The organism is Nocardioides sp. LMS-CY, assembly GCF_018732145.1.
GTDB classification, from domain to species: Bacteria; Actinomycetota; Actinomycetes; order Propionibacteriales; family Nocardioidaceae; genus Nocardioides; species Nocardioides soli.
Genome location: NZ_CP076104.1, coordinates 503694 through 517127, shown reverse-complemented (window position 1 = coordinate 517127; position 13434 = coordinate 503694). Strand labels below are relative to the sequence as shown.

The following is a 13434-nucleotide window of genomic DNA, read 5'->3' as shown; positions in this document are numbered from 1 at the left end:
GCAGGCCGGCGTACCGTGAGAGACATGGACCACGGCAGCGCGCAGCAGTGGCTCGACCGGTACGTCGCGGCATGGCTCAGCTACGACCCGGCCGAGATCGGCGCGCTCTTCGCCGACGACGTGTCCCACCGCTACCACCCGTACGACGAGCCGATCGTCGGCCGGACGGCCGTCGTCGCATCCTGGCTGGGTGCGGACGCCTCCGGCGTCGCCTCGACCCGGGACGAGCCCGGCACCTACGAGGCGACGTACGCGCCGGTGGCCGTCGACGGCAACGTGGTCGTGGCGCGCGGGTCGACCAGCTACCGACGGCATCCCGGCGGGCCCGTGCACCAGGTCTACGACAACTGCTTCCTGATCCGGTTCGACGACCGGGGGCGGTGCCGGGAGTTCACGGAGTTCTACGTGCTGCGGCCGTCGTGATCCCACCGGACGACTCCTTCGTCGACTCCCTGGTCGGCCGGACCCTCGACGAGGCGACCCGCATCGCGACCGGGGCCGGCTGGCTGGTCCGTCCGTACACCCCCGACTCGATGCTGACGATGGACTACCGCGAGAGTCGGGTGAACCTCGAGCACGACGACGACGGCATCGTCACGCGGGCCTGGGCGGGATAGCCGCGCCGTCAGCGATGGCCCGCGAAGAACTCCTCCAGCAGCGCCGCGGACTCGGCGGCCCGGACCTCGGCGACCACCTCGGGCCGGTGGTTGAGGCGGCGGTCGCGCACCACGTCCCACAGGCTCCCGACGGCGCCCGCCTTGGGGTCCCAGGCACCGAAGACGACCCGCTCCACCCGGCTGAGCACCGCGGCCCCCGCGCACATGGTGCAGGGCTCGAGGGTCACCACCAGCGTGTGCCCGTCGAGCCGCCACTCGCCGCGCCGCCGGGCGGCCTCGCGGAGCGCGACCACCTCGGCGTGCCCGGTCGGGTCGTGGTCGGCCTCGCGCACGTTGCGACCGCGCCCGGCCGGCGTACCGTCCGGGGCCAGCACGATCGCACCGATCGGCACGTCGCCGGTCGCCAGCGCGGCGCGCGCCTCGTCGAGGGCAGCGCCCATCGCGCCGTCCCACCGGCCGGCGCTCACGCGGAGGTCAGCCCGATGGCGTCGTCGAAGAGCTCGCCGAAGCCGAGCCGGCGGGCGATGTCGGAGAGCATCTCGTCGGGGTAGAGGTCGACGTCGTCGAGCAGGACGCCCATGTCCATCGCGCGCATGCCGAGGTCGCCGAGCAGGTCGAGGTCGCCCGCGGGCACCTGGTCGTCCTCGTCCTCGGGCTGCGGCAGCCCGAGGAAGTCGACGACGGAGCTGGCCAGCTCCCACTCGTCGGCGGCGGTGATGTCGGAGAGCAGCACCCGAGTCGTCGCGCCGGCGACCCGCACGATGATGAAGAAGTCCTCGTCGACGGCGACCAGCCCGACCGCACCGCCGTCGCCCGGGAAGCGGCGCAGCGCGTGGGAGAGCGTGTCGACGTCGTCGATCAGGTCGTGGGCGAGCTCCGCGACGGCCCAGACCCCCTCCTCGCGGTAGGCGGCGAGGGCGAAGTCCACCGCCTCGATCTGGTCGGCCATGGCACCCCTCCGTTCCGCCCCCGCTGCGTCCACGCCATCGATGCCTCCAGGGTGGCAGACCGGACGGGAGTGGCCAACCCCCTTTCGGCCCTCAGCCATTAGGGTTCGGGGCATGCGCACCCACGTCGTCGACCACCCGCTCGTCGCCCACAAGCTGACCCACCTGCGCGACGAGGGCACCGACTCGCCGACGTTCCGCCGGCTCGCCGACGAGCTGGTGACCCTGCTGGCCTACGAGGCGACCCGCGACGTGCGCGTCACCCCGTACGACATCGTGACGCCGGTGGCGCCGACGACGGGCGTCTCGCTGGCGACCCCGAAGCCGCTGGTGGTGCCGATCCTGCGCGCCGGCCTGGGCATGCTCGACGGGATGATGCGGCTGCTGCCGACGGCCGAGGTCGGCTTCCTCGGCATGATCCGCAACGAGGAGACGCTGCAGGCCTCGACGTACGCCGAGCGGCTGCCCGAGGACCTCTCGGGGCGCCAGTGCTACGTGCTCGACCCGATGCTGGCGACCGGCGGCACGCTGGCCGCGGCGGTCCGGTTCCTCACCGACCGCGGCGCCAACGACATCACCGCGATCTGCCTGCTCGCGGCTCCCGAGGGCTGCGAGCGGCTGGAGCGCGAGCTCGACGGCCTCGACGTGCCGGTCACGGTCGTCACCGCGGCCCTCGACGAGCGGCTCAACGAGAAGGGGTACATCGTGCCCGGCCTCGGCGACGCCGGCGACCGGCTGTACGGCGTCGCCGGCTGAGCGGATCCTCCGGGGCGTTTACCGCGGCGCCCGCGTGCTCATGATCCACCCATGAGCATTCTCGGGAACCACGCTCGTCCAGCGCGCCACGTCGTCCTCACCGCGGCCGTCACCCTCGTCGTCCCGCTCGCCGTCGCCTGGGCCTCCGCACCGGCCGGTGCGGCCCCGGCCGACGTGCTCTGCCAGGGCAAGCCCTCGGACAAGGTCGCGACCGCCGCCGGGCAGACGATCACCGGCACTCCCCAGCGCGACGTCCTGTCCGCCAACGGCTTCGCCCAGGTCACCGTCGTCGGGCTCGGTGGCGACGACGTGCTCTGCGGCAGTCCGTCGGGGTCGAGCGCGGCACCGGCCGCGGTGCGCGGGGGCACCGGGGCCGACTCGATCGAGGCCGGCCCGGGCGTCCGCATCCACGGCGGCGACGGCAACGACTCGATCACCGGGGCCTCGGCGGTTCTCCACGGCGACGCGGGCCACGACCAGATCCACGCCTCCGGGGGCGGCGGCACCTTCGCCTACGGCGACGAGGGCAACGACATCCTCGACTCCACCGGCGGCGACGACCAGCACCTGTTCGGCAACGAGGGCGACGACAGCCTCTCCGCACCCGGCGGCAGCGGGCACGTGCTCACCCCGGGCGCCGGCGACGACACCATCACCGGCCCACCGACCGCGACCCTCGACTACAACGGCTCGGCACCGGTCACCTTCGATGTCGCGGCGGGCACCGCGATCGGCCAGGGCACCGACACCTTCAGCGGCGTCCGCCGGTTCGACGGCGGCACCGGAGCCGACGTCTTCCTCGGCACCGGCGACACCGAGTACTACAGCAGCGTCGACGCGCTCTCCACGAGTACGCCGGGCGTCGACGCGGTGTGGACCGCCGGCGGCGACGACCACGTCACGGTCGCCTCCGGCGACGTGCACGCCGGCCCGGGCGACGACTACGTGCGCATCCTCGGCGGAAGCGCGGCCGGCAACTCCGGCAACGACACGCTGATCGCGTCGTACCAGGGCACGCTCGACGGCGGCTCGGGCAAGGACCGCCTGCGCGGCGAGGTCGACCTCACCGCCAACCTGATCCCGGTGGGCACCTTCGCCTTCCGCGGCGGCGAGGGCAAGGACCGGATCCGGCTGCCCTACCCGACCCTCGCCTCCGGCGCCGTCACCGCCTGCGGTGCGCTGCCGGCCTGCACCAGCACGGCCCAGGGCGGCGCCGGCGTCGACCTGCTCGACCTGCGCGACGTCCACGGGAGGACCAAGGTCGACCTCGCCGGGCACGGAAAGGTCTCCTACCGGTTCGGCACCTCGACGGCCGCCGGCTTCGAGCGGGTCCAGGGCTCCCAGGGCAAGGACCGGATCCGGGGCAACGCCGCGGCCAACCGGATCGACGGCAACGGCGGGGCCGACCGGATCTGGGGGCGTGGCGGCCGCGACGTGCTGATCGGCGGCGCCGGCCGGGACCGGTTGGTGGGCGGACCGGGCCGCGACATCGCCCAGGGCGGCTCCGGCCACGACGTGTGCCGGGGCGAGGTGCGCCGCCGCTGCTGACGCCGGGGACGTGGGTCAGCCGCCCGGGAAGATCTGCACGGTCCCGGTGGCGATCAGCACCATCAGCACCAGCACGAGGACGCCGAGGACGCCGTAGACCCACTCCTTGCCGATCCGGGTCTCGCGGGACTCGGGCGCGTCGTACCGGTGGCCGTCCGGCCGGCCGAGCCGCTCGTCGTCTTCCTCGCTCATGCACCTCCAACGACCGAGTCGTCGGGAGGTCACCGGCGCAGCGGGCACCCACCCGCTTCGTAGTGTGGATGCCGTGACCACGGGACCCGGCACCCAGGAGGAGGACTTCCGGCGGTTCATGCTGGAGCACCGGTTCGGCATGGACGAGGTCGTCACCAAGCTCAACATCCTGCGCGACGAGTTCACCCACCTGCACGACTACAACCCGATCGAGAGCGTCTCCTCCCGGCTCAAGTCGCCCGAGAGCCTCCTGGAGAAGATCCGGCGCAAGGGCCTCTCGCTCGACGAGCACCCGTCGTTCGACGAGGTCCGGGCGAAGGTCACCGACATCGCCGGCGTCCGGGTCGTGTGCAGCTTCACCTCCGACGTCTACCGCGTCTTCGACCTGCTCACCGAGCAGCCGGACATCACCACGATGGAGGTCCGCGACTACGTCGGCACGCCGAAGCCGAACGGCTACCGCAGCCTGCACGCGCTCGTCGAGGTGCCGGTCTTCCTCTCCGGCGGGGCGAAGCCGGTGACGGTCGAGGTGCAGTTCCGCACGATCGCGATGGACTTCTGGGCCAGCCTCGAGCACAAGATCTACTACAAGTACCGCCGCGACGTCCCGGCCGACCTGCTCGACGGGCTGCGCGAGGCGGCCGAGACGTCGTACGCCCTCGACACCACGATGGAGCGGCTGCACCAGGAGGTGCGGGGGCTCGACGCCCTGCCGTCGTCGGTGGTCACCGAGCTCCAGGACGGCGTCAGCCACCCGGACGCCGCCCTCCTGGCCGCGCTGCGCCGGATCGGCGCTCAGCCGCCGAGCTCGAACTCGCCGACCTCCTCGTAGCGGGGCCGACCGCGCGGCCCCTCCCCGAGGTACGACGCGACCAGCGTGACCCGGTCGACGCTCCAGCGCGGCCCGGCGTACCCGTCGAGCAGCCGGACCCAGCTGGTCAACTCCGTGGGATGGCCGACCCGGGCCACGGTCAGGTGCGGCCGGAAGCGCTGCCCGTCGACCTCGATCCCCGCCCGCGCGGCCGCGGCGCGGCAGCCGGTCGCGAGCCGGTCGAGCTGGACGCGGGCCGCCTCGTCGAGGTCCAGCCCGGCCCAGAGCACCCGTGCCCGCCCGACGTTCGGGAAGGCGCCGCCGCCGGCGATCGCGGTCTCGAACGCAGTACGCCGTGCGGCCGCCCGGGCCAGCCGCTCGGCGAGGTCGTCGAGCCGGCGCTCCTCGACCCGAGCCAGGAACGCCAGCGTGACGTGGAGCTGCTCGCCGCTCGCCCACCGGAACGGCGCGGCCGTCCGGCGCGGCTCGAGAAACTCGTCGAGGTCCTCGACCGCCTCGGCCGGCGGCACGACGGCGGCGAACATCCGCAGCGCAGCGGGCATCGGCCGACCGTCACCCGATCTGCGTGCCGAGCGCGGAGCCGATGGCATAGGTCACGGCCATCGCGAAGAGTCCACCGGCCATGTTGCGCACCACGGCGCGCCCGGGCTTGGCGTACCCGAGCCGGGCGCTGACGAAGCCGGTCGCGGCCAACGCGACGACCACGGCCCCGACGGTGAGCCAGAGCCGGAGATCGGGCGCGGCCAGCGTCATCGTCAGCAGCGGCAGCAGCGCGCCGACCGTGAAGGACAGCATCGACGCCCACGCCGCGTGCCAGGGACTCGAGATGTCGTCCGGGTCGATCCCGAGCTCGACCTCGGCGTGCGCCCCCAGCGCGTCCTTCCTCGTCAGCGCCTCGGCGACCTCCTGGGCCAGGGACTCGTCGAGGCCCTTCTCGACGTAGAGCGCCGTGAGCTCGGCGAGCTCCTCGTCGGGCATCTCGGCCAGCTCCTGGCGCTCCCGGTCGAGCAGCGCGAGCTCGGAGTCGCGCTGGGTGCTGACGGAGACGTACTCGCCGGCACCCATGCTCATCGCGCCCGCGGCCAGCCCGGCGACGCCGGCGATCACGATCGCGGAGCGCTCGCTGGTCGCACCGACGGCGCCGATCACGATGCCGGCCGTCGAGACGATGCCGTCGTTGGCGCCGAGCACGGCCGCGCGCAGCCAGTTCAGTCGGCTGGCGAGCCCGCCGGAGCGGTGCGGCTCACCCTCGTGCGGCCCGCTGGGGACGTCGATCTCGCTGGCGGTCATGCCCGAATCCTTCGCCTGCTCGGCACGACCCGCAACCGGGGGTGGTGGCGGGACCGCGGGTTCGGCCCTCCCGCGGGCGGGGTACGTGTGCTTCGATCGTTCCAAGCAGCGGCCGACGGGCGGTGGACCAGGCGGTGGACCAAGCGGTGGACCAGGCGGTGGACAGGGTGGAGTGCTGGCCGGGTCAGGCCTACCCGCTGGGCGCGACGTTCGACGGCAGCGGCACCAACTTCGCGCTGTTCAGCGAGGTCGCCGAGCGCGTGGAGCTGTGCCTCTTCGACGCGGAGGGCACGGAGACTCGGGTCGAGCTGACCGAGGTGGACGCCTTCGTGTGGCACTGCTACCTCCCGGCCGTCCAGCCCGGGCAGCGCTACGGCTACCGGGTGCACGGCCCGTGGGATCCCCAGCAGGGCCAGCGCGGCAACCCGGCCAAGCTGCTGCTCGACCCCTATGCCAAGGCGACCGCCGGCGAGATCGACTGGGACCAGGCGCTCTTCTCCTACGACTTCGGCGATCCCGACTCCCGCAACGACGACGACTCCGCGCCCCACATGACGTACGGCGTGGTCATCAACCCGTTCTTCGACTGGGAGGGCGACCGGCGCCTCGACTACCCCTACAACGAGTCGGTCGTCTACGAGGCCCACGTCAAGGGCCTCACCGCGCTCCATCCCGACGTGCCCGAGGACCTGCGCGGCACCTACGCCGGCGTCGCGCACCCGGCCGTCATCGAGCACCTGACCAAGCTCGGCGTAACCGCGATCGAGCTGATGCCGGTGCACCAGTTCGTACAGGACAGCACCCTGCTCGAGAAGGGACTGCGCAACTACTGGGGCTACAACACCCTCGGCTTCTTCGCCCCGCACGCCGACTACTCCGCCATGGCGCGCGACGAGGAGCGCCTGGGCCAGCAGGTGCAGGAGTTCAAGGCGATGGTCAAGGCGCTGCACGCCGCCGACATCGAGGTCATCCTCGACGTGGTCTACAACCACACGGCGGAGGGCAACCACCTCGGCCCGACGCTGAGCTTCAAGGGCATCGACAACGCGGCGTACTACCGCCTGGTCGAGGACGACCAGCGCTACTACATGGACTACACGGGCACCGGCAACAGCCTCAACGTCCGGCACCCGCACTCGCTCCAGCTGCTCATGGACTCGCTGCGCTACTGGGTCACCGAGATGCACGTCGACGGCTTCCGCTTCGACCTCGCGTCGACGCTGGCCCGGGAGTTCTACGACGTCGACCGGCTCTCGACGTTCTTCGAGCTCGTGCAGCAGGACCCGGTCGTCAGCCAGGTGAAACTGATCGCAGAGCCCTGGGACATCGGCCCCGGCGGCTACCAGGTCGGCGGCTTCCCGCCGCAGTGGACCGAGTGGAACGGCAAGTACCGCGACACCGTCCGCGACTTCTGGCGTGGCGAGCCGTCCCTCGGGGAGTTCGCGTCCCGGATCGCCGGCTCCGCCGATCTCTACGAGCACTCCGGCCGGCGCCCGGTCGCGAGCATCAACTTCGTCACCGCACACGACGGCTTCACCCTGCGCGACCTCGTGTCGTACGACGAGAAGCACAACGCCGCCAACGGCGAGGACAACAACGACGGCGAGAGCCACAACCGCTCGTGGAACCACGGCGTCGAAGGCCCCACCGACGATCCCGAGATCCTCGCGGCGCGCTCCCGGTCGCAGCGCAACCTGATCGCCACGCTGCTGCTCAGCCAGGGCGTCCCGATGCTGCTGCACGGCGACGAGCTGGGCCGCACCCAGCAGGGCAACAACAACACCTACGCCCAGGACAACGAACTCTCGTGGGTGCACTGGGACGACGCGGACCAGCCGCTGGTCGAGTTCACCGCGGCCGTCTCCCGGCTGCGCCGGGAGCACCCGACGTTCCGGCGCAAGCGCTTCTTCACCGGCGACACGGTGCGCGTGCCCGACGGGGGCGACGGCGACCGGCTCAACGACATCGTCTGGCTGCACCTCGACGGGCGACCGATGGAGGACGACGACTGGCAGGGCGGGGCGCAGGCGCTCGGCATGTACCTCAACGGCCACGGAATCGCCGGTCGCGACGAGCGCGGACGGCAGATCGTCGACGACCACTTCCTGCTCTACTTCAACGCCGACGGCGAGGCGGCGGTGACGCTGCCGCCAGACGAGTACGCCGACGCGTGGGACGTCGTCATCGACACCGGAGGCTCGGCCGACGAGGACGGCACGTTCGCCGCCGGCGAGACGTTCCCGATCCCCACGCGCAGCATGGTCGTGCTCCGCGAGCACCGGGAGCCCGCGGTCGAGCCGGACCTGTCCGTGGCGGCGTCGGTCGCGCAGGCGCGGAAGGCCTGAGGCCATGAGGGTGCCTGTCTCGACGTACCGCCTGCAGATCACGCCCGACTTCGACCTGTTCGAGGCCGCGCGCCGGCTGCCGTACCTGCACGACCTCGGCGCCGACTGGGTCTACCTTTCCCCGCTGCTCGCGTCGGAGCCAGGCAGCCAGCACGGGTACGACGTCGTCGCGTTCGACCACGTCGACCCGCAGCGCGGCGGACCCGAGGGCCTCGCCGCGCTGTCGGCCGAGGCGCGCCGGCTGGGCATGGGCGTGCTCGTCGACATCGTGCCCAACCACGTCGGCGTCGCGACGCCGGAGGAGGACCCGTGGTGGTGGGACGTGCTGCGGCTCGGTCGGGAGTCCGAGCACGCGGTCGCCTTCGACGTCGACTGGGCGGCGGGCGACGGGCGGCTGCTCATCCCGGTGGTCGGCGACGGCGACGATGACGCGATCGAGGTACGGGAGGGCCACCTCCGCTACCGCGACCACCGGTTCCCGCTCGCACCCGGCACGAGCACGCACGACGAGCAGCACTACCGCCTCGTCAACTGGCGCGAGGCCGACGACAACCTCAACTACCGCCGCTTCTTCGCGGTCAGCACGCTCGCCGCCGTACGCGTCGAGGACCCCGAGGTCTTCGCCGAGACGCACGTCGAGATCCGGCGCTGGTTCGAGGAGGGCCTGGTCGACGGGCTGCGGGTCGACCACCCCGACGGGCTGCGCGACCCGAAGCGCTACCTCGACGACCTGGCCGCCCTCACCGGCGGTGCCTACGTGCTCGTCGAGAAGATCCTGGAGGCGGGCGAGACGCTGCCGTCGTCCTGGGCGACGGCAGGCACCACCGGCTACGACGCACTGGCCCTGATCAACCGCGTCCTCACCGACCCCGACGGGCAGGGCCCGCTCGACGCGCTGGAGGCGCGACTGCGCGGCGGCGAGATCCACTGGCCGTCGTTCGTGCTCGCCCGCAAGCTCGAGGTCGCGAACGGCATCCTGCACGCGGAGGTGCGGCGGATCGTCCGCGAGGTGCGGCACCTCGACGACTCGGTCCCGGCGGCCGAGCTCGAGTACGCCGTCGCGCACCTGCTCGCCGCGTTCCCGGTCTATCGCTCCTACCTCCCCGAAGGCCGCGAGCACCTCGACCAGGCGTTCGAGACCGCCCGGATCAACACTCAGCACGTGGACTCCCGGGCCTTCGACGTCCTCGAACCGCTGCTCTCCGACCCGTGGACGCAGCCGGCCCGACGCTTCCAGCAGACCAGCGGCATGGTGATGGCCAAGGGCGTCGAGGACTGCGCCTTCTACCGCTGGTCGCGGCTCACCTCGCTCAACGAGGTCGGCGGCGACCCCTCGATCTTCGCCGTCGACGTCGACGACTTCCACCACGCGATGACGCTGCGCCAGCGCGACCGGCCGCTCGCGATGACGACGCTGTCGACCCACGACACCAAGCGCGGCGAGGACGTGCGCGCCCGGATCACCGTGCTCGCCGAGCTGCCCGACGTGTGGTCCGCGGCCCTCGACGAGCTGCTGCGCCTGGCGCCGGTGCCCGACCCCGGGTTCGGCTCGCTGCTCTGGCAGGCGGTGCTCGGCGCCTGGCCGGCCTCCCCCGCGCGCCTGCACCGGTACGCCGAGAAGGCGATGCGCGAGGCGGGCGACCACACCACGTGGACCGATCCCGACGAGGCCTACGAGTCGGCCGTGCATGCCGCCGTCGACGCGATCTTCACCTCGCCGGACGTCGAGCGGGTGCTCACCGACCTCTGCACCCACGTCGACGAGCCCGGCCGGTCGAACTCCCTCGCGGCCAAGCTGATCGCGCTCACCATGCCCGGGGTGCCCGACGTCTACCAGGGCAGCGAGCTGTGGGAGACCTCGCTCGTCGACCCCGACAACCGGCGCCCGGTCGACTTCGACCACCGGGCGGCCGTGCTCGCGGGCACGGCCGGGGACGACGCCGCCACGAAGCTCCACGTCACCTGCACCGCGCTGACCGTGCGACGCGAGCGACCCGAGCTGTTCACGTCGTACGCCCCCGTGCTGGCGCGCGGTTCCGCGGCCGACCACGTGCTCGCGTTCGACCGCGGCGGCGCCGTCACCGTCGCGACCCGGCTGCCGGTCGGCCTCGGGCTGCGGGGCGGCTGGGGCGACACCGGGCTCGCGCTGCCGTCGGGCACGTGGCGCGACGTGCTCACGGGGCACACGGTGGTTGAGGTGCGAGGAGCGCCAGCGACGAGCCTCGAAACCACCGACCCCGGCAACCCGGTGGTTGAGGTGCGAGGAGCGCCAGCGACGAGCCTCGAAACCACCGTCCCGCTGAGCGACCTGCTGGCCGTGCACCCCGTCGCCCTGCTGGTCCGGGAGGACTGAGATGAACCGAGGTCCTTTCGACGTCTGGGCGCCGCGGCCGCATCGGGTGCGGCTGCTGTGCGGGGACAACGCCGGCGGATCGGTGATCGAGATGAGGCGCGGCGCCGACGACTGGTGGACGCCGGCCGAGCCGCTGTCGCCGACGGCCGACGACGAGTACGTCGACTACGGCTACCTGCTCGACGACGACCCCGACCCACGGCCGGATCCGCGCTCGCGCCGCCAGCCCGGTGGGGTCCACGAGCTCTCGCGACGCGACCGCACGACGTACACCTGGACGGACCAGGCCTGGACGGGGCGGCAGCTCGCAGGCTCGGTCGTCTACGAGCTGCACGTCGGGACCTTCACACCCGAGGGGACCTTCGACGCCGCCCTCGGCCGGCTCGGCCACCTCCGCTCGATCGGGGTCGACCTCGTCGAGCTGATGCCGGTCAACGCCTTCAACGGCACCCACAACTGGGGGTACGACGGGGTCGGCTGGTTCGCCGTGCACGAAGGGTACGGCGGGCCGGAGGGCTACCAGCGGTTCGTCGACGGCTGCCACGCCGCCGGGCTCGGCGTCATCCAGGACGTGGTCTACAACCACCTCGGCCCGTCGGGCAACTACCTCCCCGACTTCGCGCCGTACCTCAAGGAGGGCACGAACACCTGGGGCGAGCTGGTCAACCTCGACGGGGAGGGCTCGGCCGAGGTGCGGCGCTACGTCCTCGACAACGTGCGGATGTGGCTCGAGGACTACCACGTCGACGGCCTGCGGCTCGACGCCGTGCACGCGCTCAGCGACTCCTCACCCACCCACCTGCTCGAGGAGATGGCGGTCGAGGTGGCCGCGCTGTCGGCCCACCAGCGCCGACCGCTCACGCTGATCGCGGAGTCCGACCTCAACGACCCGAGACTGATCCGGCCGCGGGAGGCCGACGGCTACGGCCTGGACGCCCAGTGGAGCGACGACTTCCACCATGCCGTCCACGTCGCGCTGACGGGCGAGACGAGCGGCTACTACGCCGACTTCGCGCCCCTGTCGGCGCTGGCGAAGGTCTGCGAGCGCGGGTTCTTCCACGACGGCACGTTCTCGTCCTTTCGCGGGCGCGCCCACGGCCACGCGATCGACACGGCCACGACGCCGACCTGGCGGCTGGTCGTGTGCAGCCAGAACCACGACCAGATCGGGAACCGCGCGCGTGGCGATCGGATCACCGAGGTGCTCGACGACGACCAGCTGGGCTGCGCGGCGATGCTGACCCTGCTCGGGCCGTTCACCCCGATGCTCTTCATGGGTGAGGAGTGGGCGGCCTCGACGCCGTTCCGGTTCTTCACCTCGCACCCCGAGCCGGAGCTGGGCCGGGCGACCGCCGAGGGCCGGATCGCCGAGTTCGCGCGGATGGGCTGGGACCCGGCGGTCGTGCCCGACCCGCAGGACGCCGCGACGTACCAGCGATCGAAGCTCGACTGGTCGGAGACCGGCTCGGGGCGGCACGCGCGGCTGCTCGACCTCTATCGGCGGCTCGGGCGACTGCGCCGGGAGCGGCCGGAGCTCACCGACCCGTCGTTCGGCTCCGTGCGCTGCACCGTCGATGAGGAGACCCGGCTGTTCACCATGCGCCGCGGTCCGCTGCTCGTCGCGCTCAACCTGGGCGAGGGAGTCGTCGCCCTCGCCGCGCGGGGTGGCCTGCTGCTCGAGACGGGCGGGGGCGCAACGCACGACGGCGGGAGGCTGAGCCTCCCGCCGCACGTGGGAGCGGTCGTCGGCCCCGGTCTCAGCCCAGCGAGTTGAGGTCGACGACCTCGCTGTCGCTCGGGGCCTGCACGTCCACCGACTCGTCGAAGTCGCTGAAGGTCACCGACCCGGGCTCGTCGCCCTCGGTCTTCTCGACCTTGACCAGGTAGTGCGGCTCGTCGACGAGCACGTAGCCGGTCGAGGTGCCCTCGTCGTCCTTGCTCTCGATGGCGAGCACCTTGTCGCCGTCGATCTCGTCGTCGCCGGTCTTGGAGTACGTCGTGTCGTCGTCGCCCGCGATCAGCTCGTCGAGCAGCTCGTCGAGGTCGCAGAGCTCCGCGAAGCCGTCCTCGCCGTCGGGCACGACCACCCACTTGTCGGCGACCAGGCTCATGACCTGCTCGGCGTTGTCGCCGGCGAAGGACGTCCAGAACGCCTCGTCGGGCTTCATCCAGACCGATCCGCCGGTGCCGAGGAGCTCGGTCGTGCCCCCGCCGAACCCGAGCGTGCCGGTGCAGTCGGCGTCGGTGTTGAGCTGCATGTCGAGCTCGATCTCCTGGCCACCGGTGCTGACCGATCCCGCGACCCGGACCGAGTCGAGGCCCTCCATGTCCTTCTTGGCGCGCTCGACGATCTTGTCGGCCGACTGGCCCTCGAAGTCGCCACCGCTGCCGTCGTCACCACCGCAGGCCGTCAGCAGGGCCGCCCCGAGCCCGAGTGCCGCCAGTCCCATGCTCACCTTGATCGTCATGGCGTCCACCCTTTCATCGGCGAACCGGCACTGGCTACCGACTACTCCGCGGCCTAGACGAGGGCCCGGTCACACCGGGGGTTTCG

General features: G+C 72.3%; 14 protein-coding genes. 8 read left to right on the top strand and 6 right to left on the bottom strand.

Annotation, left to right across the window (positions count from 1 at the left end; translation table 11 throughout):
• Window positions 1-24: 24 nt before the first annotated feature.
• Entirely contained in the window at window positions 25-423 is a 399-nt protein-coding gene (locus tag KM427_RS02470; RefSeq protein ID WP_215526141.1) for a nuclear transport factor 2 family protein, read from the top strand.
• Window positions 420-617, top strand: coding sequence for a serine protease inhibitor (locus tag KM427_RS02465; RefSeq protein ID WP_215526140.1), 198 nt, complete (start codon window positions 420-422; stop codon window positions 615-617). The genes KM427_RS02470 and KM427_RS02465 overlap by 4 nt, the downstream gene beginning before the upstream one ends.
• An 8-nt stretch (window positions 618-625) precedes the next feature.
• Here KM427_RS02465 and KM427_RS02460 read toward each other — a convergent pair whose 3' ends face one another.
• The gene (locus KM427_RS02460; protein WP_215527492.1) at window positions 626-1057 is read right to left on the bottom strand and encodes a nucleoside deaminase; all 432 of its coding nucleotides are present in this window, start codon (window positions 1055-1057) and stop codon (window positions 626-628) included.
• A gap of 23 nt (window positions 1058-1080) precedes the next feature.
• Window positions 1081-1566 carry a tRNA adenosine deaminase-associated protein gene (locus KM427_RS02455; protein WP_215526139.1) on the bottom strand — a complete coding sequence of 162 codons (486 nt, stop codon included), beginning with the start codon at window positions 1564-1566 and terminating at the stop codon, window positions 1081-1083.
• Window positions 1567-1678: 112 nt separating this feature from the next.
• Here KM427_RS02455 and upp point away from each other — a divergent pair, with 112 nt between their 5' ends.
• Together upp and KM427_RS02445 are read left to right on the top strand one after the other, a co-directional pair.
• Window positions 1679-2320, top strand: coding sequence for a uracil phosphoribosyltransferase (upp, locus tag KM427_RS02450; protein ID WP_215526138.1), 642 nt, complete (start codon window positions 1679-1681; stop codon window positions 2318-2320).
• Between the two features lie 51 nt (window positions 2321-2371).
• Window positions 2372-3868, top strand: a complete 1497-nt coding sequence (locus KM427_RS02445; protein WP_215526137.1) for a calcium-binding protein — start codon at window positions 2372-2374, stop codon at window positions 3866-3868.
• Between the two features lie 15 nt (window positions 3869-3883).
• Here the strand turns inward: KM427_RS02445 and KM427_RS02440 are convergent, their stop codons facing one another.
• Window positions 3884-4060, bottom strand: coding sequence for a hypothetical protein (locus tag KM427_RS02440; protein ID WP_215526136.1), 177 nt, complete (start codon window positions 4058-4060; stop codon window positions 3884-3886).
• A gap of 73 nt (window positions 4061-4133) precedes the next feature.
• On the opposite strand from KM427_RS02440, the gene KM427_RS02435 reads away from it, so the two are divergent.
• Window positions 4134-4892, top strand: a complete 759-nt coding sequence (locus KM427_RS02435) for a GTP pyrophosphokinase (protein ID WP_252274982.1) — start codon at window positions 4134-4136, stop codon at window positions 4890-4892.
• On the opposite strand, the gene thpR is transcribed toward KM427_RS02435, so the two are convergent.
• Window positions 4856-5434: an RNA 2',3'-cyclic phosphodiesterase gene (gene thpR / locus KM427_RS02430; RefSeq protein ID WP_252274980.1), complete on the bottom strand. Its 579-nt coding sequence runs from the start codon at window positions 5432-5434 to the stop codon at window positions 4856-4858. The genes KM427_RS02435 and thpR overlap by 37 nt on opposite strands.
• Window positions 5435-5444: 10 nt before the next feature.
• Window positions 5445-6182: a VIT1/CCC1 transporter family protein gene (locus KM427_RS02425; RefSeq protein WP_183592444.1), complete on the bottom strand. Its 738-nt coding sequence runs from the start codon at window positions 6180-6182 to the stop codon at window positions 5445-5447.
• A 167-nt stretch (window positions 6183-6349) separates the two neighbouring features.
• On the opposite strand from KM427_RS02425, the gene glgX reads away from it, so the two are divergent.
• Genes glgX through treZ form a run of 3 tightly spaced genes read left to right on the top strand, consistent with a single transcriptional unit; the run spans window position 6350 to window position 12654 of the window.
• The gene (gene glgX, locus KM427_RS02420) at window positions 6350-8527 is read left to right on the top strand and encodes a glycogen debranching protein GlgX (RefSeq protein ID WP_215527489.1); all 2178 of its coding nucleotides are present in this window, start codon (window positions 6350-6352) and stop codon (window positions 8525-8527) included.
• A gap of 4 nt (window positions 8528-8531) precedes the next feature.
• The gene (treY, locus tag KM427_RS02415) at window positions 8532-10880 is read left to right on the top strand and encodes a malto-oligosyltrehalose synthase (RefSeq protein WP_215526135.1); all 2349 of its coding nucleotides are present in this window, start codon (window positions 8532-8534) and stop codon (window positions 10878-10880) included.
• A 1-nt stretch (window position 10881) separates the two neighbouring features.
• Window positions 10882-12654, top strand: a complete 1773-nt coding sequence (gene treZ, locus KM427_RS02410; RefSeq protein WP_215526134.1) for a malto-oligosyltrehalose trehalohydrolase — start codon at window positions 10882-10884, stop codon at window positions 12652-12654.
• Here the strand turns inward: treZ and KM427_RS02405 are convergent.
• On the bottom strand, window positions 12638-13348 hold the full coding sequence (locus KM427_RS02405) for a hypothetical protein (RefSeq protein ID WP_183592441.1): 711 nt from the start codon (window positions 13346-13348) through the stop codon (window positions 12638-12640). The genes treZ and KM427_RS02405 overlap by 17 nt on opposite strands.
• Window positions 13349-13434: the final 86 nt, after the last annotated feature.